The sequence below is a fragment of the Vagococcus acidifermentans genome (genome assembly GCF_003987655.1).
GTDB classification, from domain to species: domain Bacteria; phylum Bacillota; class Bacilli; order Lactobacillales; family Vagococcaceae; genus Vagococcus_B; species Vagococcus_B acidifermentans.
Window position 1 is genome coordinate 21,669 of sequence record NZ_NGKC01000010.1, and the last position, 19,464, is coordinate 41,132.

Annotated in this window: 18 protein-coding genes; 13 read left to right on the top strand and 5 right to left on the bottom strand. The window is 43.9% G+C overall.

Going from position 1 to position 19,464, the window contains the following annotated elements; genetic code table 11:
- Positions 1-11: 11 nt before the first annotated feature.
- The 3 genes from CBF27_RS09300 to CBF27_RS09310 are packed head-to-tail and all read left to right on the top strand — an operon-like array spanning position 12 to position 3,736.
- Positions 12-230: a hypothetical protein gene (locus CBF27_RS09300; protein WP_126814025.1), complete on the top strand. Its 219-nt coding sequence runs from the start codon at positions 12-14 to the stop codon at positions 228-230.
- Positions 223-1,992: an ABC transporter ATP-binding protein gene (locus CBF27_RS09305; protein WP_126814026.1), complete on the top strand. Its 1,770-nt coding sequence runs from the start codon at positions 223-225 to the stop codon at positions 1,990-1,992. Before CBF27_RS09300 ends, CBF27_RS09305 begins: the two co-directional genes overlap by 8 nt.
- Positions 1,979-3,736, top strand: a complete 1,758-nt coding sequence (locus tag CBF27_RS09310; protein WP_211334647.1) for an ABC transporter ATP-binding protein — start codon at positions 1,979-1,981, stop codon at positions 3,734-3,736. Before CBF27_RS09305 ends, CBF27_RS09310 begins: the two co-directional genes overlap by 14 nt.
- A 342-nt stretch (positions 3,737-4,078) precedes the next feature.
- Here CBF27_RS09310 and CBF27_RS09315 read toward each other — a convergent pair whose 3' ends face one another.
- On the bottom strand, positions 4,079-5,287 hold the full coding sequence (locus tag CBF27_RS09315; protein ID WP_126814028.1) for an MFS transporter: 1,209 nt from the start codon (positions 5,285-5,287) through the stop codon (positions 4,079-4,081).
- Between the two features lie 102 nt (positions 5,288-5,389).
- Here CBF27_RS09315 and CBF27_RS09320 point away from each other — a divergent pair, with 102 nt between their 5' ends.
- From CBF27_RS09320 to CBF27_RS09330, 3 genes are all read left to right on the top strand, one after another.
- Positions 5,390-6,229 (top strand): Rgg/GadR/MutR family transcriptional regulator, encoded by an 840-nt coding sequence (locus tag CBF27_RS09320; protein WP_126814029.1) that lies wholly within the window; start codon positions 5,390-5,392, stop codon positions 6,227-6,229.
- Between the two features lie 160 nt (positions 6,230-6,389).
- Positions 6,390-7,388: a DUF7309 domain-containing protein gene (locus CBF27_RS09325; RefSeq protein WP_126814030.1), complete on the top strand. Its 999-nt coding sequence runs from the start codon at positions 6,390-6,392 to the stop codon at positions 7,386-7,388.
- A gap of 59 nt (positions 7,389-7,447) precedes the next feature.
- Positions 7,448-8,512, top strand: coding sequence for a S66 family peptidase (locus CBF27_RS09330; RefSeq protein WP_126814031.1), 1,065 nt, complete (start codon positions 7,448-7,450; stop codon positions 8,510-8,512).
- A 56-nt stretch (positions 8,513-8,568) separates the two neighbouring features.
- Here the strand turns inward: CBF27_RS09330 and CBF27_RS09335 are convergent, their stop codons facing one another.
- Together CBF27_RS09335 and CBF27_RS09340 are read right to left on the bottom strand one after the other, a co-directional pair.
- A complete protein-coding gene (locus CBF27_RS09335) occupies positions 8,569-9,225 on the bottom strand; it encodes an amino acid ABC transporter permease (protein WP_126814032.1) in 657 nt (218 codons plus the stop codon).
- A 9-nt stretch (positions 9,226-9,234) separates the two neighbouring features.
- A complete protein-coding gene (locus CBF27_RS09340; RefSeq protein ID WP_126814033.1) occupies positions 9,235-10,005 on the bottom strand; it encodes an amino acid ABC transporter substrate-binding protein in 771 nt (256 codons plus the stop codon).
- Positions 10,006-10,451: 446 nt separating this feature from the next.
- Between CBF27_RS09340 and dinB the strand changes: the two genes are divergently transcribed.
- The 5 genes from dinB to CBF27_RS09365 all read left to right on the top strand — a co-directional run bounded on the left by dinB (position 10,452) and on the right by CBF27_RS09365 (position 16,518).
- On the top strand, positions 10,452-11,585 hold the full coding sequence (gene dinB / locus CBF27_RS09345) for a DNA polymerase IV (RefSeq protein ID WP_126814034.1): 1,134 nt from the start codon (positions 10,452-10,454) through the stop codon (positions 11,583-11,585).
- 118 nt (positions 11,586-11,703) lie between these two features.
- The gene (locus CBF27_RS09350; protein WP_126814035.1) at positions 11,704-12,390 is read left to right on the top strand and encodes a response regulator transcription factor; all 687 of its coding nucleotides are present in this window, start codon (positions 11,704-11,706) and stop codon (positions 12,388-12,390) included.
- Positions 12,387-13,286: a sensor histidine kinase gene (locus tag CBF27_RS09355; protein ID WP_126814036.1), complete on the top strand. Its 900-nt coding sequence runs from the start codon at positions 12,387-12,389 to the stop codon at positions 13,284-13,286. The genes CBF27_RS09350 and CBF27_RS09355 overlap by 4 nt, the downstream gene beginning before the upstream one ends.
- Positions 13,287-13,372: 86 nt before the next feature.
- Positions 13,373-14,047: an ABC transporter ATP-binding protein gene (locus tag CBF27_RS09360; RefSeq protein WP_126814037.1), complete on the top strand. Its 675-nt coding sequence runs from the start codon at positions 13,373-13,375 to the stop codon at positions 14,045-14,047.
- Complete coding sequence (locus tag CBF27_RS09365; RefSeq protein ID WP_126814038.1) at positions 14,044-16,518, top strand: ABC transporter permease; 2,475 nt, start codon at positions 14,044-14,046, stop codon at positions 16,516-16,518. The genes CBF27_RS09360 and CBF27_RS09365 overlap by 4 nt, the downstream gene beginning before the upstream one ends.
- A 44-nt stretch (positions 16,519-16,562) precedes the next feature.
- Here the strand turns inward: CBF27_RS09365 and CBF27_RS09370 are convergent, their stop codons facing one another.
- Entirely contained in the window at positions 16,563-17,771 is a 1,209-nt protein-coding gene (locus CBF27_RS09370) for a toxic anion resistance protein (protein WP_126814039.1), read from the bottom strand.
- Positions 17,768-18,496, bottom strand: coding sequence for a 5-bromo-4-chloroindolyl phosphate hydrolysis family protein (locus CBF27_RS09375; RefSeq protein WP_245986028.1), 729 nt, complete (start codon positions 18,494-18,496; stop codon positions 17,768-17,770). Before CBF27_RS09375 ends, CBF27_RS09370 begins: the two co-directional genes overlap by 4 nt.
- A gap of 203 nt (positions 18,497-18,699) precedes the next feature.
- Here CBF27_RS09375 and CBF27_RS09380 point away from each other — a divergent pair, with 203 nt between their 5' ends.
- Together CBF27_RS09380 and CBF27_RS09385 are read left to right on the top strand one after the other, a co-directional pair.
- A complete protein-coding gene (locus tag CBF27_RS09380) occupies positions 18,700-19,242 on the top strand; it encodes an NUDIX hydrolase (protein ID WP_126814040.1) in 543 nt (180 codons plus the stop codon).
- 18 nt (positions 19,243-19,260) lie between these two features.
- Positions 19,261-19,455, top strand: coding sequence for a hypothetical protein (locus CBF27_RS09385; RefSeq protein WP_126814041.1), 195 nt, complete (start codon positions 19,261-19,263; stop codon positions 19,453-19,455).
- The last annotated feature ends 9 nt before the right edge of the window (positions 19,456-19,464 follow it).

The window sequence follows — 19,464 nt, forward strand, 5'->3', positions numbered from 1 at the left end:
GGAGGTGCGCCATGCAATGCGATAGAGACAAATTAATCATGTTGACTAAACAACTGCAAGAGTTAGAAGAAAAGTTGCAAAGCTCTTATTACATGCTAGGGAAAAAAACACAGGAATTTGTAGAGTTGAACAGTAACGAAATTAATTTGTTAGTAAACGAGATTGTGAAACTAAAAAAAGAAATTGTGAAATTAAAAAATACAAATATGAAAGGAAATAATAATGATTAAAAATCTAAAGTATTTACGAAAAAAAGATTGGATAACTCTTATATTTGTAGTAGCTCTGATTTTGCTGCAAGTACAACTGGATTTAACTATCCCAGAATATATGTCAAAGATCACAATGTTAGTACAAACGCCTGGTTCAAAAGTCAGCCAAATAACTTCTACAGGTGGGAAGATGTTGCTTATTTCGCTGGGGAGCGTTGCTTCCTCAGTTATTGTTGGTTATCTGGCAGCAAAGCTGGCTGCTTCTTTAGGAAGGGAATTGAGATTTGCAATTTTTAATAAAGTGCAAGATTTTTCTATGGAAGAAATCAATCGTTTTTCAACTCCTAGCCTTATTACTCGTTCCACGAATGATATAGCGCAAGTGCAGCTTTTTATTGCTGTAGGGTTGCAAGTATTGATTAAGTCCCCCATCTTAGCAATAGTAGCCATAGACAAGATTGCCGGTAAAAGCTGGCAATGGTCTGCATTGGTGGGAGGGGGCATTATATTCTTATTAGTTGTGATACTTTTGATTGTCTTTATTGCTATCCCTAAATTTAAAAAAGTACAGGAACTTACCGATGACATCAACCGCATTACTAGGGAAAGTCTCACAGGTATCAAAGTAGTGCGAGCATATAATGCAGAAGACTATCAGGAAGAAAAATTTGAGAAAGCTAGCGCAAATCTAGCTCAAAATAATTTGTTTGCTACGCGCGTCCTTTCTTTTTTACAGCCTAGTCTCAATTTTGCAATGTCGTCAATTAGTCTGGGTATCTATTGGTTGGGTGCGATTATTATCAACAACGCAGCAGCCGAAAATCAACTGACTATTTTTAGTGACATGGTTGTTTTTTCATCTTATGCTTTACAGATTATCGCAGCCTTTATGTTAATGAGCATTCTTTTTATGCTGTTGCCCCGCGCGTCCGTTTCTGCTAAAAGGGTGAATGAGGTATTGTATACAAAACCTACTATTTTAGATGGGGCTATTACTGATGAAAATTTAGAAACCAAAGGTAAAATTCAGGTTAAGAATGTCAGTTTCCGATATCCGGAAGCAGAAGAGTATGTTTTAAAAGATATTAGCTTTACGGCAGAGCCTGGTGAAACTGTTGCATTTATTGGTTCTACAGGAAGCGGAAAGTCAACTCTAATCAACTTGATTCCACGGTTTTATGATGTGAGTGAAGGAGAAATATTAATTGACAACGTTAATGTGAAGGATTATAACATGGAGGCATTGAATAATAAAATAGGCTATGTTCCACAACGAGCGGTCTTGTTTAGCGGCAGTATTTCTTCCAATGTCAACTTTGGCAACAATGGCAAAGATGAGATAAGCAACAGCGACATCTATACTGCACTTGAAGTGGCACAGGGCAAAGAGTTTGTAGAGAAACTTCCCGATGGGATTGATTCCTTTGTAGCGCAACTTGGTACCAATTTATCCGGCGGTCAAAAACAACGTGTTTCCATAGCTCGTGCAGTAGCGAGAAATCCTGAAATTCTAATTTTTGATGACTCATTCTCTGCACTTGATTACAAAACAGATAGCCTCGTACGCCAAGGACTAAAAAAACATACAAGTGGAACGACCACATTGATTGTGGCACAACGAGTTGGGACAATCATGGATGCAGACAAAATTATCGTGTTAAATGAAGGAAAAGTAGCAGGTATCGGAACACATAAAGAGCTTTTAAAAAGCTGTAATATATATTACGAGATTGCAAAATCTCAGTTAACTGAGGAGGAATTGGACATTGAAACAAGATAAGGAAAAGTTCGAGGGCCTAAAGGCAATTGCTCGTTATAGTGAACCGTATAAAGTATCAGTTGTTGTTGTCCTTATTCTGGCAGTGGTCGGGGCATTCTTTATCTTAATAGGTCCTAAACAGCTGGAAATCATCACCAATCTCATTCTTGAAGGTCTGCACAGTACAATTGACCTTGCGGCTATTGGAAAAATTGGTACGATATTGATGAGTATTTACGGTATCGGTTTTGTTATTAACTATATCAAACGCTATTTGATGGCTGGTGTGACACAAAGAGTAAACGATGATTTACGGAATCAGATTGCGAAGAAAATAAACAGGTTGCCCCTGTCTTATTTTGATAGAATAAGTTATGGAGATGTATTAAGTCGGATCACAAACGATGTCGATACGATTGGCCGTACACTTAACCAGAGTTTACCAACTGTTATTTCGTCAGTAACTTTACTCGTAGGATCATTTATTATGATGATGACTACGAATGTTATTATGGCTACGTCGGCAGTATTAGTCACATTGGTTGGATTTTCTATTGTAAGATTCATCACAGTTAGATCTCAACCATATTTTGACAAGCAGCAACAAGAGACAGGAAACTTAAATGGTTATATTGAAGAAGCTTATTCGGGGCATAATGTGATTAAAGTTTATAATGCATCTGCCCACGCAAGAAAAGGATTTTCAAAAATAAACAACAGACTTTATACTAACGGCTGGAAAGCGCATTTCCTATCAGGGATTATGACACCGTTGATGAGTTTCATCGGTAATTTGAGTTATGTTGTTGTATGTGTATTAGGAGCGGTTCTGGTATTAATGGGACGCATTGAATTTGGTGTTATTGTTGCCTTTACTGTCTACATTCGTCAATTCAATAATCCTTTGTCTCAACTGACACAGATCATCTCAGATTTGCAGACGGCTTCGGCAGCGAGCATACGTATCCAAGAATTTCTGTCTGAAGAAGAAGTAGCGACTGAGCATCATATTACTAAAAAGCTTGACGATATTAAAGGAGATGTCGAGTTTGAACACGTCAAGTTCGGATATACTTCTGATAAAATGATTATTCATGATTTTTCCAGTAAGATACAAAAAGGACAAAAGGTGGCTATTGTTGGTCCGACCGGTGCAGGGAAAACGACAATGATTAATCTATTAATGAGGTTTTACGAATTAAATGACGGTAGTATAAAGCTAGACGGGGTGCCAGCACACGAATTAACACGGGCGAACGTACGTGATAAGTTTAGTATGGTATTGCAAGATACGTGGATTTTTGAAGGGACAGTGCTGGAGAATATAGTCTATAGCAAACAGGATGTGCCTTTTGAAGAAGTTGTCACTGCTTGTAAAAAAGTCGGGGTAGACCATTTTATTCGGACGTTGCCACATGGATACGACACTGTACTTGATGATACAAGCACGCTTTCTGAAGGGCAGAAGCAGCAACTGACAATTGCTCGTGCGATGGTGAAAAATGCACCGCTTCTTATTTTGGACGAGGCAACAAGCTCCGTTGATACCCGTACAGAATTAATTATCCAAGATGCAATGGATGAACTGATGAAAGATAAAACCTCTTTTGTAATTGCTCACCGTCTATCAACAATCCGTGATGCTGATAAGATATTAGTAATGAAGGACGGTGATATTATTGAAACAGGAAATCACGATGAGTTAATGGCGAGTAAAGGTTTCTATTATGAATTATACAATAGCCAGTTTAGTCGGGGAGCATAATGTTTGCTGAAACTTAGGGTAGAGAAATGGACTGTCAATAAAGCTGTTTTTCAGACATTTAAATTCAAGTAAGCTGAAGAATGTGAAAAACATATGACTAAACTGAAATAGAAAGGTGCTGCAACTAAAACCGAGTAAAACGAAAATGAGTGCAAGTTATGACTGATTGCCAAATAAATTAATTGAAAACGTGTAAGGAGGCTAGCTTTTTTGAAAAGCTAGCCTTTATTTGACGTTTTTTTGTGTACTTGTGTGGTGAGTGTCCGGTTATAGTAAATTCAGTACTGATTGTCTCAAGTTCTTAACTTTAGCGTTGAAAGGCTTGTCTTGATAAGTACCAAATTATTCTGCTTTTCCAATAAACATGACAACGATGCCATAACCTAAAAAACAAAGATAGACGACTTTCAAATTGACAAGTGCTATCGCCGGAAAGAGCAGGCCGGTGAGGGGCGGGGCCATCACCAATAATGAATTAACAGTCGTCATGATACCGCCTAAGTTTTCCGGGGGATAGCTGCTGATGATGTTGGCTGTAAATCTCGGCAGAATCATACCGAGCAGCAACGACAGACCGGACATTGCCAGCAAAATGGTCAGCAGATTCGACATCAGGAAACCGGCTGCAGTCAAACAGATAAAAGAGTCGGCAAAGGTCATCAGCTGTCTGTTGCTGAACTGTCTCAGTTTTATCGGACTGAGTATATTCCCGATAATAATGAATAAAGTGCTGAGTCCAGACAGTAAGGAAATGGTCATGGCGTTTGAAAAAATGACTTGCTCAGGATGCTGGTTGAGAAACATGACAAACACAGGTGTCAAACCGCCAAAGAAGCCGTTGACCAGTGCCAATTGCATGATATCATGACAAACAGGCCGGTTTTTGACAATTTTAGTAATGGTCTTAAGCGTTGTTGCCAAAATATTTTCATGTGAAGTCACCATCGTGATGGTTGTTTCTTTGTCAGCGAGTTTTTTTTGAATCAGCGCATAACCGATAGCTGTGACCATAAAGACAGCTGAGTTGATGTAGGCGATGCTTGAAATCATGACAATCCCCAATAAAAACGAGCCGGCAAAATTGGCTGCAACGGCGACTAATTGTGAGGTCAGGCTGACTAGGCTTTGCGCACTTTCCATGTTCTTTGCCGGTACTAACAGTTTGATGAACGGCGCTCCCAATGCTGACGAGTAATTTCCCAGCAAATCGGATAAAAAATTCAAGGCAGCCATCATGACGATGATTTTCAGTGTGCTGTCGTAGCGGATGAGCAGGCCGATGACTAGATAGATTGCTGCGCGCCCAATCGCGTTTCGCAGCAGTTTTTGAGATTTATGCGGCATTCTGTCGGCCAGATTCCCAAGCAGAAAACTGAATAAGATTGGCAATGATTCTGAAACAGTGACAATCACGATACCCAAATCGGCTTGCGGCAAGGAAGCAGCTAAGGTCAGCATGGCTGTATAAAACAGTCTGTCACCGATTCCGGAAAGCAGATTGATACTGGTCAGTTGAGCAAATAGGCGATGCTGTTTTATAACTGAGAGCATTCTAAAAACCTCCTTCTTGTTACATCTATGGTAAATCGGCTAGCTAAACAAACTGCTAAGAGGTAAACTAAAGTTGACTAATCTGTGAGAGGTGATTTTTTGATGTACGGACCAACCATTAAACACATCCGTCAAGGCAAAGACTTGTCCATCAAACATGTTTATACCGGTGTCTGTTCCAAAACGAATGCCATTAAGTTTGAAAACGGCGAACGCTCCATCAGTGCGGAAAAATTTTACTTAGTGCTGCAGCATTTGATGATATCAATGGATGAATTTCAATGGATTATGAATGGTTACCAGCCGCCGGAGGATGAGCATTTCCAATATTTGATTGCGAAAACGTGGAATACGTCGCAAAATGATTCTTTTCAGAAGCTGGTGCAATTGTTAGAAAGAGAGGCTGTCGGTGTTGAGAGGGTCCAGCAGGCAAGCTATCAACTGCTGGAAAACTTTCGACAAGGGAATCCGCCGCAGGAAAAAGAGCTGGCTTTGGTGATTCGCTATTTTTCGGACTTGCGTACATGGACGTTGAAGGATTTGGCATTTTTTGCGAACACTTGTTACCTGCTGCCTTATGACTTGATGTGCTCATTGTTAAACGAGGCGTTGGGAGTCAGGGAAAGATATGCGATGTTTCGGGGCAGCGATGAACTGTTTGCAGCCTTGCTGTCAAACTGTATCAACAGAATGATTATAGAACAGGATGCCCCGCAGGCTAAAAAGTATTTATCCCTGCTGCGCAATTTGTCGAAGGGCATTCAGATGTGCGGGTACAAGTTGCTGGTCGAAGCTTATGAGGCCAAGATTCTGTTCATGTTTGAAGATGAGCTGAAAGGCAAAGTGAAATTGCAAAACATTCTGGAGATTGCGCTGTTTTTGCAACAGCCAAAAATAGTAGAAGAAATTGAGGAACTGCTTTCGGGCAGTCAGCATGATTAAGCCAGCAGCTGCAAGTGAAAACAAAAAAAGTCTGAATGGCGCTTATAACATAAACGCAGCGTAGAGGTAATTTTTTTCAAGAGTATCAGGCAACTGTATGGTATACTGATGATAATGTCTTTTGGAACGGCTATATGCGAATCTTATGAGGAGGAGTTCGATGGAACAGCTTGAACAGTGGAGAAAACTTTTTGATTTAGGAATAGAGATTCAGCAAGTTGCCCCTTGGAAACATTTATATGACGGTGATCTTATTGTTCTGCATCTTGCAGATCATCCCGTACCGATTGTTGTCAGCGTCATGGGAAAAAACGAAGAATGTTTCGGCATTGCTGTTTATCATACGGAGAAGGGACAAAAAGCGTTGATAAGTATGCTTTCCGGTATGTCAACAGTTGTCGATCCGCTGTCTTTCCCCGAAGCAACACAGGAAGCGTTGATTGGTTATTATAACGACCGGAATGAGTTGTCCGAAGAAGAGTACGCGCTGATTAAACAGCTGGGGTACAAGTTCAGAGGGAAAAAAAATTGGCTGTCGTATACCGCATTTGGGATCGGTAAAGTTGCCAGACAATTTCATCCGGATGAAGTATCTCTGATGATTGAGTGTTATGAACAGCTCCTGCCGGCTTTTGCTGCATTGGCATCAGGCGATTTGGTTGCTGCCGATTTAGCAGGAAGAAATATTCATGTGGTAACAAGCTTAAAAGACAATCAGCCGGTTGTTTCAGTACTTCCGTACAATTTTGAACATTTGCGTCCATACGAAGACATTCCTTTTACGAATGAACTGCTGATCAGCAAGTACAAGAAGAAAAAGTTTGTGGACCGGACACTGGAAATCACGGCTTTTTATGTTCCGGTAGTGGCTGATGAAGAGCATCCGGAGTCATTTGCCTGTCTTTTGATTGGTGCAGATGAGGAGAGCGAGATGCTTGTGTTTGTTGACTTAATGGAAACTGACAAGGAGTTGTTTGATAAAGTTATCAGCGCTGTTGGTAATTTTATTGATTCTTATGGCCGTCCGCGAACGATTCATGTGCGGCTGGATCCGCTCGTTACCTGCCTGTGGGACTTTTGTTCCCAGCTGGGGATTTCTCTTGAAAAAGAAGAGGATTTGATTGCGATAGAAGAGGCAGTTGATGATTTGCCACTCTAACAACCAGACTATAACTAAGGTAATCGCCGCCTTTTCATAAAACTTTTTGGAGGGCTACGATGATTAAACCAAAAAAATTACAAATTGGCGACAAAGTAGCTATTGTCAGCTTATCAAGCGGCATTTTAGGCGAAGACAGCTGCCGTCATCAATTGGAACTAGGAATAAAAAGGCTGAGACAATTCGGACTGGCCCCAGTCTTCATGCCGAATGCGTTAAAGGGAACAGCTTATTTGGAGAACCATCCGGAAGCGCGTGCCAGTGACTTAAAGCAGGCGTTTAAAGATGATTCAATCAAGGGGATTATTTGCGCCATCGGCGGTTTTGATACCTATAGAATACTGCCGTACTTGATGGCAGATGCTGAATTTCGGCTGCTGGTCAGAAGCCAGCCGAAACTGTTCAGCGGGTTTTCCGATACAACGGTCAACCATCTGATGTTTTACCGGCTGGGCTTGACCACCTATTACGGGCCGGCCTTTCTCACTGACTTGGCCGAGCTGGCTGACGGGATGCTGCCGTATACTGCCAGCTGGTTTAAAAGCTATTTTCACGGTGCCGACGAGATTATCGCCAGTGACATCTGGTATGAAGAACGGACTGATTTTTCGGAAAATGCTATTGGTCAGCCTCGCGTTGTTCATCAGGAATGTCACGGTTTTGAACTGCTTCAACGAGGGACACGTGATTTTCAAGGAAAACTGCTGGGCGGCTGCTTGGAGAGTCTTTATGAGCTGCTGACTGATGCTGATACAAAAGCTTTTTGCGAAAGGTATCAGATTTTCCCGGCGATTTCCGATTGGCAAAATAATATTTTATTTATTGAAACGAGTGAAGTGAAGCCTACGCCGGAATCATTCAGGATGGAGCTTTTGGCTTTGAAGAAGGCAGGTATATTTGACGCTGTAAACGGGGTCATCGTCGGTAAACCGCAAAATGAAGCCTATTATCAGGAATACCGCCGTATTTTGCTGGAAACTGTTGCCGATGCGTCTCTGCCTATTTTGTATAACGTGAACTTTGGCCACGCGTACCCGCGATGCGTCGTGCCATACGGCATCTCTGCAGCAGTGGCTAAGAACGGCAAAAAAATCGTCTTTAACGAACCGCTGTTTGCGGATTAAAAATAGTAAAATGGTTATCTGCTATACGAAAGGCAGATAACCATTTTTTAGATAAATCAATAAACTGTCAGCTTTTTTTCAAGATGTGTCTGCAAATAGTTGAGGGCGGTACAAACAATCAAGTAATAAGCAGCAGCCAGACTGTACAAGAGCAGCGGTTCATAAGTCCGTGCGGCAATGCGCTGAGCGGTCATAAAGACATCCACAAGTGTAATGCTTGCAGCCAATGAGGTATCTTTTACCAAGCTGATAAAATTATTGGACAATGGCGGCAATGCAATTTTTAATGCTTGAGGTGCGATAATCCAGCGCATGACTTGCCACCTGTTCATGCCAAGCGAAGTGGCGGCTTCAAATTGTCCTTTGGGGACCGCTAGGATAGCGGAACGAATGCTTTCCGAAGCATAAGCACCGGTATTCAGCGAGAAGGTGATCAGCGCGGCAGACCAGACATCCAGTTGTATCCCGACAGACGGCAGACCGAAGAAGCAGACAAACAACTGCACCAACAGCGGCGTACCGCGAAACAGCCAGACATAAGCTGCGGCAGTTTGTTTTAAAATAAGACGGTTTGAAATTCTTGCCAGCGCAGCCCAAGCTGCCAAGATGAAGCCGGCGGAAAATGACAGCAGCGTCAGCGGCACGGTGACCTGCAGGAGCGCCTTGGTCATCGGCAAGACCGCCTGTTGACTAATTACCCATATACGTTCCATCGCAGCTCCTTATTTTGAAATGTCCTTATTGAAATAGGTGTCGGACAGCTTTGCCAGTGTGCCGTCAGCAAGCAGTTCCTGGATAGCCTGGTCAATTTTTTTGTGCAGGTCACGGTCTTTTTTATGCAGCATTGCCCCTGATTTGACCGCATCATCCGCTACACTGACGATTTTAACTGGCGCATCGGGTTTTTGTTTCAAGTAATCATACAGAGCAATGTCATCATTCAAAGTGCCGTCCGCTCTTTTTTCGCTGACCAGTTGGACAGTTTTGCTGAATCCGTCCGTTCCCGTCACAGTCGCGCCCAGCTCTTCAGCACGTTCGACATAGTTGCTCATCAGCGTTTGGGCTAGGACTTTGCCGCGAACATCCGAAAAACCGGTAATGCTATGATTGTCTTTATGAATAATCAGCACAGGATGGGAAATCGCATAAGGCGTGGAGAAGAGATACTTCTGCTCACGTTCCGGAGTTATGCCAGCCTGATTAAAGATGACATCGGACTTGCCGGAATCAAAAGCCGCCAGCATGGCATCCCACGGGGCTTCGACAAATTCTATGTCATAGCCTATTTTTTTGGCAACTGCCCGGGCGACATCAACGTCATAGCCGGTCAGCTCCCCTTGATCATTATGGTAGGAAAAAGGTGCGTATGTGCCTTCTGTTCCGACACGAAGCACGTGTTGACCGGTCGTTTCAGCTGATTTTTTCTGACAACCGGCGAGGAAAAAAGTAACAGTCAGTATCGATAGCAAAAATGCAGTTATTTTTTTTGTCATGGTAGTTCCCCCTGTTTGTTTAGTATGTATTAACGTGCTTAGTCGTTCATTTGTCAGCTCCTTCATTCCTCCTTTTTAAGTACAAAAAAGAGGTACAGGCTATCATCGCTGCACCTCTTGTACATTAAAATTATCAGAAGCGGCATCTGCCGGCTCCGAATCAGCTAAGAGTAATAACAGTTAATAGTCACGACGAATCAGTATGCTGCTTTCATGCACCATACAACAACAGCTTGACTGGACTGTCAGGTAAACGCTGCTCGTCATGTGTTTCTCACTCCTTTATGTGATTTTAATAAATCTAACACAGTGAAAAATGATTGTCAATAACCTACGTTAAAATAACAACTGTTAAGTTTTATCAAGCGGGACTTGCTGATAAAGCACTTCTCATCCCGTTTGCCGTCCAATTACGCTATAATAAAAGGGAGAGAGGAGGAAGGCGATTGGCGGACTTAAAGTTTCCTTTAAAAAAAGATACGTCACGGAAAATCATCCATATTGATATGGATGCGTTTTATGCATCTGTTGAGGAGCGGGACAACCCGTTGCTTGTCGGCAAGCCGCTGGTCATTGCCCGCCACCCTCACGATACTGGCGGACGCGGTGTCGTCACAACAGCAAACTACGAAGCACGAAAATATGGCATCCATTCGGCGATGAGCGCGCAAAAAGCTTACGAGCTGTGTCCGCACGCGACATTTGTCCCGGGCAACATGGCACATTATGCTGAAGTGTCCCAGCAGATTCATAAAGTGTTTAAAAAATATACAGATATGATAGAGCCGGTGTCACTTGACGAAGCTTATCTGGATGTGACGCAAAACAAGATTCAGGCCAAAAGCGCTATCCGGGTTGCCCGGATGATTCAGCTGGATATCTGGGAAACAGTACATCTGACCTGTTCAGCGGGAGTCAGCTACAATAAATTTCTTGCCAAGCTGGCATCGGATTATGAAAAGCCGAAAGGGCTGACAGTTGTTTTACCGGAAAATGCCGAAGAGTTTTTAAAGAAATTACCGATTGAAAAATTTCACGGAGTTGGTAAAAAAACAGTGCCGCGGATGCATGAGCTGGGGATATTTACAGGTGCCGACTTGTACGACATGAAAGAGATGGATCTGATTCGCGAGTTCGGCAAGATGGGCTACTCGCTCTATCGGAAGGTCAGAGGTGTGCATGATGCGCCAGTCGTTCCTTACAGGGAGCGTAAATCAATCGGGCGGGAGCATACATTCGGCAAGGTGCTGACCACTGAGGAAGAGGTGACACGCGAGTTGCGCGAGCTTTCGTTTAAAGTGGAAAAATCGCTGGACAAACATCAAATGCACGGTAAAACGGTCGTGCTCAAAGTCAGGGACAGCGCGTACGAGACAGTGACAAAGCGCAAAACACTGCCTGATTTCATTTCAAAGCAGGAAACGATTTTTTTTCATGCGCAGGCCATTTGGGAAGACATCACACTCCTTGATAAAGGCATCCGCCTCTTGGGAATTACCATCACGAACTTGGAGCCGAAGACATTTGAGCCAATCAAACTGCCGCTGTGGGAAACAGACGAAGCAGAGGGGATTTTTTAAAGCATGACGCCGTCAACAGGACAGGTGCCATGCTTTATAGTTTAAACACAGGTTTGAAAAAGAAAGGTTTAATGGTACGATAGAGCCAATCATAACCGATAAGGAAGGAGCTGACAAAATGAAAAGACTATTAGTTATAGAAGATGATGAAGCATTGAGCCGAGGTATTGCACTGGCACTTTCCAACCCGCAGCGCCGCGTGGAACGGGTGTCATCGCTTGCGGCAGCCCGCGACAGTCTGATGCACCACCGCTATGACTTGCTTTTGCTTGATGTCAATTTGCCGGATGGCGATGGTTTTTCTTTTTGCCGGGAAGTGAGACAGACACAGCGTGTGCCGGTGATTGTTTTGACTGCGCGCAGCTTGGAGATTGATATTGTGACAGGGTTGGACTACGGTGCTGATGATTATATCACCAAACCATTCAGTCTGATGGTTTTGAGGGCACGTGTGGATGCAGTACTGCGGCGGTATGAAGAAACTGCCGGTCAGCCGCTGCCGTATACGCGGGGCGCTTTTTTCTTTGATTTTGACAGCATGGTGTTTAAAAAAGACAATGAACTGATTGAATTGAGCAAAACGGAGCAGAAATTATTGAAATATTTGGTTGCCAATGAAAATCAGGTGTTGCAGCGAGAAACGTTAATTGAAAAAATCTGGTCGGTCGATAGTGAGTTTGTGGATGAAAATGCCTTGTCTGTCACCGTTAAGCGGCTGCGTCAAAAAATTGAAGACAGTCCGACGAGACCGCAATTTATCAAAACAGTGTACGGTATCGGGTACCGCTGGGAGGGCAGGTTATGATAGTTGTTATCACGAGTTGTGTGGCAGTTGCCTTGATGTCGCTTGTTTATGCGTACTGTCAGCGGAAAAAAAGCCGACAGTTGTTGGCACGGCTTGACCAGCAGTTGAACCGGGCGATTGCCGGTGTGCCGCTTGAAACAGTGTATGATGAAGCATATCTTTCTCTTATTGAAGACAAACTCAATCAGTTTCTGTCAATTCAACAAAAACATGCCTCTGACAGTCAGGAAGCCATGCAGGAAGTTCAGGCCACTATTTCCAACATCGCCCATCAACTCAAAACACCGCTGTCCAATGTGTTGCTGTACAGTCAGCTACTGAGTGAACAAATTGCAGGCGGCAATGATTTAGCCCGGGAAATTGAACAGCAGGCTCAAAAACTGGCTGATTTTGTTGAATCGCTGGTGCGGACGTCCTATTTGGAGCAGGGGCTTATCCAGCTTGCTGTCAAAGACCAGCCAATCGGTTTGTTGGTCAGGGAAAGTGTCAAAGATATGAAGTTGGCTGCTTTAAAAAAACAGGTCACGCTTGAGTATCAGGACACAGACGCGACTGCTTTCTTTGACTGGCGTTGGACGAAAGAAGCATTGTTGAACATTTTGGATAATGCGGTGAAGTATTCGCCCGTCCAAGGAAAAGTCAGTGTGACTGTAACACGCTACGAATTTTTTCATTGTATCACTGTCTGCGATGAAGGACCGGGAATCCCGGAAATAGAGCAAGCACAAATTTTCGACCGGTTTTACCGCGGTACAGCGAGTAGCCGGGCGGCCGGGTTGGGTATCGGGTTGTATTTGGCCAAAACAGTATTGACGGCCCAGCATGGTTATTTGAGTGTTCTTTCGCAAGGGGCGGGTGCTTGCTTCGCTCTGTACTTGCCGCGAACTAAAATCTGACAGAACTGTCACATTCTGGACAGCTCTCTGACAGATTTTTTTCGTATGCTTGATGTATATTCCAAGAATGTAGGGAGGTCAATAAAATGGAGATATTAAAAACAGAGCAGCTGAGCAAGCATTACGGAAAAGAAGAGACACTCGTCAAAGCGGTTGATAATGTGTCGCTGACAGTTTCGCAAGGGGAGTTCATTGCTATCGTCGGTAGATCGGGCAGCGGCAAATCAACCTTGCTGCATTTGATTGGTGGACTGGAGACGCCGACTTCCGGTAAACTATACGTCAACGGACAAGATATTTCGCAGTTATCTGCGGACGAATTGACGATTTTCCGTAGACGGAAGATCGGATTCGTTTTTCAGCAGTATAATCTGCTGCCGCTCATGACTGTCTATGACAATATTGTTTTACCGATTCAACTGGACGGCGGTGACGTCGATGAGGCCTATGTCAACGAGCTTTTGCATCTATTAGGTCTGACGGATAAAATTCATGTGCTGCCAGGAAAACTGTCGGGCGGGCAGCAGCAGCGTGTGGCTATTGCCCGTGCGCTGGCGACGAAACCCGCTATCGTACTAGCTGATGAACCGACAGGGAATCTTGACAGCGTCACCAGTCTGGATGTGTTAGGTTTGATGAATGCCACTAGCCGTAAATACAATCAGACAGTCCTGATGATTACGCATGATGAAAAAATCGCTCAGATGGCAAACCGTATCATCCGCATTGAAGACGGCAGGATAGCAGGTGATGCGCAATGATTCCAGTACCTAATAAAAAAAATATTTGGAAGCTGTCCCGCACTCAGTTCAAAGGTAATCGCCAGCGGAATGTGTCGCTGATTGCGGCAGTGATTCTGGCCGGATTTATGCTGACAGCAGTGTTCAGTCTGGGTATTAGTTACTTGGAAGCAGTCAAAGAGCGGAATGTCAAGTTGGAGGGTAGTTTGTACGATGCTTCTGTTCCCGGGCCGACCGGCAAACAAATTGCGGCATTTAAACAGATACCAAATGTCAAGCATACTGGTATTTTGGCAGGCTGCGCCACGATTACTGAATTTGACGGCATAGCTGTGGACACAACTTTGGCGTGGACTGACCGGACAGGGTGGGAGCAACAGTTCAAACCGGCACTGGCATATGTCGAAGGCGACTATCCGCAAAAAGAAGGGGAGCTGCTGCTCTCAGTGAAGGCTTTGAAGAAAATGGGGATAGACGAGCCGCAAGTCGGCATGGTCCTGCCGTTGACCTATGCGACTGATCAGGAGCTTGTCCAGCGGACGTTTACACTGTCGGGATATTACAATGACTATTCAAACCGCAACCGCGGCTTTGTTTCGGAGCAATTTTTCACAAAAACTAAGGCAGCTGTGACCGACTTGGATAAGAGTCGTCTGCTTCTGACGTTTCACAATCCGCTGATTAATGAAGCTGACGTGAAGAAAATGGAGGCGCAGGCCGGCCTTGTCTCGCCGCAAGTCATCTTTGCCGACACTGAGCTTTTAAGTGAGACGCGCCGGATGCTGCTTGTGCTGTTTGCACTGATATTGCTGATAATCGTCAGCTCTTATTTACTGATTTACAACATACTGACGATTTCCATTTACAAGGATATCAGGTTTTACGGGTTGTTGCGGACGATTGGCGCAACCAGCCGGCAATTACGCCAACTGGTGTTCATGCAGCTTTTGAAAGTTTCGGTGTTCGGCATTCCGCTTGGTCTGCTGGCAGGGGCATTGTTGTCATTCGGACTGGTGCCTTCCCTTTTGGAAAGCACGTCAAACTATGAGCTGGGTCAATCAGTCAGCTTTCACCCGCTGATTTTTCTTGGCTCAGGGCTGTTCACATTATTGACTATTTATATCAGTGCCCGCAAGCCTGCCCGCATAGCGGGAACTTTTTCATCAATTGAAGCAGCCCGCTACACCAACGTATCAAACAAGCGGGCGGGAACAAGCAAGAGCAAGAAACGTCTGATTGACATGGCTTGGCAAAATCTTTTTCGCGACAAAAAGCAGGCAGTCATCGTATTTTTGTCCTTGTTTATCGGCTTGACCGCTTTTTTGACGATTTTTACCTTTCTAGACAGCAATCGCGCAGACCGGGTATTAGATTATATAATGGCTAATGACATGACATTAGTGAATAAAACAGCAGCTAATGATGTTAAAAAGCAAAAATTCACGCCGGAGCTGATGAACCGGATTAAAAAGACAACAGGAGTTAAGAAAGTTTATGAATTGACTGCGACAGAAGTGGTCGTTCCTAAACAGGATGAGGTGTTCCATGCGTATGTCAAGCAGATGTATGACAGCGGTATGATGTTCGAGAATTATGAGCAGGGGCTGAAACGCATGGCAGAAAAGCCTGAGGAATTTATTAGCGTTGCCTCCGGTATTGATGAAGCTTATTTTGATGAGCTGGCAGCTAGCGGGAATTTAACAGTTAATAAGAACGATTTTCTTGCAGGGAAAACAGCGGTTTTGCGGACTACTTGGAAGACAGCAGAGGCACTGGCTGATGTGAGTGGCTCTGACTTTGAAGTAGTAAACGGTGAGCGTACACAGCGATTTCGGATTGCCGCAATTGATGCCAGCAATGCACTGCCATCTGCTAGTTATTCAGGTTTTTATCCGGAGATGCTCATCAGTGAACAGGCAGTTGCCAAGCTGACAGATGACCCGCTGATTGATTCAATTGAAATCATTTATGATGAATCTTACGACCGTCAGCTGGAAAAGCAGTTGCTGGCACTGATTTCCGATGATAAAGAAATCGATGTGGAATCCAAGATTGCGCGCTATGACGCGATGCAAGAATCAGAAAAACAGTTGACGGTATTCGGTGTGATTCTGGCAGGGATGCTGGCGCTGCTGGGTATTATGAACTATGTCAACGTCATGACCACGAGCATCATGACACGCCAGCATGAATTTGCTATCTTACAAAGTATCGGTATGACAGGCAAGCAGCTGAATAAACTGGTGATGTTGGAGGGTGCAGGGTACGGCATCTTGTCCCTGTTGTTTGTGTCGACCGGCGGTGTCGCCATAGCTTATGGATTGTTCCAGCTTAATAACAGCGACGCCATGCCGTTTGTCATCCCGCTACTGCCTGTTGCCGGCGTGTTTGCGCTGGTGCTCCTGTTGTGCTTGCTGGTACCGAGGGTGATGCTGAGGTTTATTGGAAAAAACAGTTTGATAGATTTATTAAGCAGAGAAGCCGGCGTGTGAGCAAAAACCATCTCTTGATAGTTAAATCAAGAGATGGTTTTAGTTTAATTATTGGTCATTTCGAGCAGTTTGTTCTTCAAATCTTCTTCCATGATTGCCAATTCGATTTCGGCATTCTTGCGTTTCTCCTTACCTTCTTTTTGGATACGCAGTGTTTCCTGAATGGTTTCAATCAAATCGTTTTGTGTTTTTTGCAAGGTTTCGATATCGACAATACCGCGTTCGTTTTCTTCAGCTGTTTCAATGGCAGAAATCTTCAGCATCTCTGAATTTTTCTTCAGCAGGTCATTGGTCGTTTCAGACACTTGACGTTGTGCCGTCACGGCATCTTTCTGACGCAGAAGTGTCAATGCGATAGCTACTTGATTTTTCCATAGCGGAATGGCTGTATTGATAGACGCTTGAATTTTTTCAGCCAGCGCCTGATTGGTATTTTGAATCAGCCGGATTTGCGGTGCCTGCTGAATCGTGATTTGCCGTGCCAAACGCAAGTCATGTGTCCGCTTGTCCAAGCGGTCGACAAATTGATTCAAGTCATTGACGATTTGCACATCCATCTGGTCGCCGCTTTTTTCAGCAGCTTCCATTGCTGCTGGAATCGTTGTCGTCACCAGTTCGTCAAGCTTTACCTCGCCGGCAGCGATGTAAATATTCAGCGCATCAAAATAGTCTTTGTTTTTATGATACAAGGTTTCCAGCATTTGGTTGTCGTGCAGCAGACCGTTTTTTTCTTTATCCAGCTTTACGGCAATTTTGTCGATTTGCGCGCCGATTTTCTGATACTTGGCGGTAATTTCATAAACGGACTGTTTCACCTTGCCGAAAATGCGTTTAAAGACGTTGCGGTCTTGGGCTTCAAGCTCACTCGGGCTGGCTTCGTTCAACCGGTACATCAGCTCGGTCAATGAATCTCCGACTGGGCCGATGTCCTGCGTTTGAACATGCGACAGCATGCTGTGAGAAAATTCGCTCAGCTTCTGCTGGGCCGCCGCCCCGTAGCTCAGAACCGCCTGGCTGTCGTTCGTATCGATTTGTGCAGCTAAATCGATGGCTTGTTTTTTGCGGTCTTCGGGCAGTTTGTCAAGGATTTTGACAGAAGCATTCTGGTCGGCCAGGGATTTCAATTCCTGTTTCTGGCTGGCTGTCAGCTTCGCCGCGTTAGGGTCTGAAAACGGGTTGCTTAGTAAATCTTCTAATGTATCATTTACCGGAGTGACATCGGTCACGGGTTGTTTGTTTAGTTCGTCGGTCATACATGATTCTCCTCTTTGTCATTATCGGACTGCAAGTCTTCCTTAAGGCTATTATCCCTGTTTATATTTTGTTTGGCAATAGATATCTCTACTTCCAATTCTTCCAAGTCATCTGATACAAACCGGTTGTAGTCTTCAACAATTAGCTTTGAAACCGCATCAATGGCTTCGGCACTATCGTTCAATGCCTCATAGGTGCTTTTGTTTTTGATTTCGTGGTCGTTGATTTCGATGTATTTGTCCGTCAGCTCGACGATATTCGGCAAATGGGCATAGAGGAAGCGGTCGGCCTGATGCAGCTTGGTCGGCTCCTTCACCATTTCCTTAAACATGGCTTTAGATGCTTTCAATGTGTCGTTTCGCAAATTGATAGCTTTTAATTTTGACAGGCTGTTCATATTTTTTTCAAGTTGTTTAATTTGTTTTTTAGCAGATGCCATTGTTTCGCGGAAAAAAGTGATTTCCTGCTCGGTCATACCCAATTCCACATAGTGCGATTCCTTTTCAGGCGACAATGAAGGAATATCGTCGCTTTCGCTGCTGCGGTTCCCTGTCAAGCTTTTTTTCAGGAAGTAAATACCAACTATAATGATAATCAGCGGGACTATCATTGAGCGGATGATCATGTGCCAATTCCAGTAAAAGTAGTTTGATACAAGGTACAGCAGAAAGATGCCGGCTATTATTATGAAAATAGTTTTTAGTAAACTTCGTCTTTTTTTCACTGAACTCACTCCTGTTGCAAAATTTGATTATCTGAGTTTATTTTAGCACAGCTGAAAAAATTAATACTCAGTCCTCAGATTGATTTCTTGAAAATAAGACAGTTGAATCAGCTATTGAGAAAATTCAATTGAAATAACTGTCACTTAAAGGTATTATAAATTTAATCATAACCACATTTATAGACAGATTCAAGGAGAAGCTTATGGATTTTAATGAAAAAACAATAAACAGACAAGAAATTTTTAAAGGCAATATTATTGATGTTGCTTTAGACGAAGTGGAACTGCCCAACGGCAAGACCGCACAACGTGAATTGGTATTTCATAATGGCGGCGTCGGTTTGCTTGCTTTGACTGCTGAGCAGAAGATAGTGCTCGTCAAACAGTTCCGCAAGCCGCTGGAACGGACAATACTCGAAATCCCGGCGGGCAAAATCGAACAAGGGGAGACAGACCCCGAGGCGGTAGCAGTGCGCGAACTTGAAGAGGAGACAGATTACATTGCCGGCAGCATTTCTCCGATTGCTGATTTTATTTTATCGCCCGGATTTTGCGATGAACGCCACTATTTATTTTTAGCGACGGATTTAAAAAAATCGGCCGACCCGCTGCCGCCAGACGAGGATGAATTTTTGGAGATTATCGAATTAACACTGGCCGAGGCCAAACAGGAGATTGTCAGAGGTACTATTTGTGATGCAAAGACAATGTATGCTATTCTTTATTGGGAGAGCTTTATGTCCTGATAACTGAGGAGGATGTATGTGTTTAACAAAAAGAAAAAGCCGGACGACCGCACGGATGATATCCGCTTTCAGGAAGAGGACCATCAACTGCTGACGCGCCGCCGGGTAAAGGATTATAATCAGGCGAAAAAACGCAACCGCTGGCTGAATTTGGCGATTGTGGTTGTCATTATATTACTGGCTATAACGGCGTATGCCATATTTTATTTATAAGGAGACGGT

Coding starts and splice junctions, on each gene's coding strand:
- CBF27_RS09300 (WP_126814025.1), top strand. CDS start 12: ATGCAATGCGATAGAGACAAATTAATCATGTTGACTAAACAACTGCAA.
- CBF27_RS09305 (WP_126814026.1), top strand. CDS start 223: ATGATTAAAAATCTAAAGTATTTACGAAAAAAAGATTGGATAACTCTT.
- CBF27_RS09315 (WP_126814028.1), bottom strand. CDS start 5,287: ATGCTCTCAGTTATAAAACAGCATCGCCTATTTGCTCAACTGACCAGT.
- CBF27_RS09320 (WP_126814029.1), top strand. CDS start 5,390: ATGTACGGACCAACCATTAAACACATCCGTCAAGGCAAAGACTTGTCC.
- CBF27_RS09325 (WP_126814030.1), top strand. CDS start 6,390: ATGGAACAGCTTGAACAGTGGAGAAAACTTTTTGATTTAGGAATAGAG.
- CBF27_RS09330 (WP_126814031.1), top strand. CDS start 7,448: ATGATTAAACCAAAAAAATTACAAATTGGCGACAAAGTAGCTATTGTC.
- CBF27_RS09335 (WP_126814032.1), bottom strand. CDS start 9,225: ATGGAACGTATATGGGTAATTAGTCAACAGGCGGTCTTGCCGATGACC.
- CBF27_RS09340 (WP_126814033.1), bottom strand. CDS start 10,005: ATGACAAAAAAAATAACTGCATTTTTGCTATCGATACTGACTGTTACT.
- CBF27_RS09350 (WP_126814035.1), top strand. CDS start 11,704: ATGAAAAGACTATTAGTTATAGAAGATGATGAAGCATTGAGCCGAGGT.
- CBF27_RS09355 (WP_126814036.1), top strand. CDS start 12,387: ATGATAGTTGTTATCACGAGTTGTGTGGCAGTTGCCTTGATGTCGCTT.
- CBF27_RS09360 (WP_126814037.1), top strand. CDS start 13,373: ATGGAGATATTAAAAACAGAGCAGCTGAGCAAGCATTACGGAAAAGAA.
- CBF27_RS09365 (WP_126814038.1), top strand. CDS start 14,044: ATGATTCCAGTACCTAATAAAAAAAATATTTGGAAGCTGTCCCGCACT.
- CBF27_RS09370 (WP_126814039.1), bottom strand. CDS start 17,771: ATGACCGACGAACTAAACAAACAACCCGTGACCGATGTCACTCCGGTA.
- CBF27_RS09380 (WP_126814040.1), top strand. CDS start 18,700: ATGGATTTTAATGAAAAAACAATAAACAGACAAGAAATTTTTAAAGGC.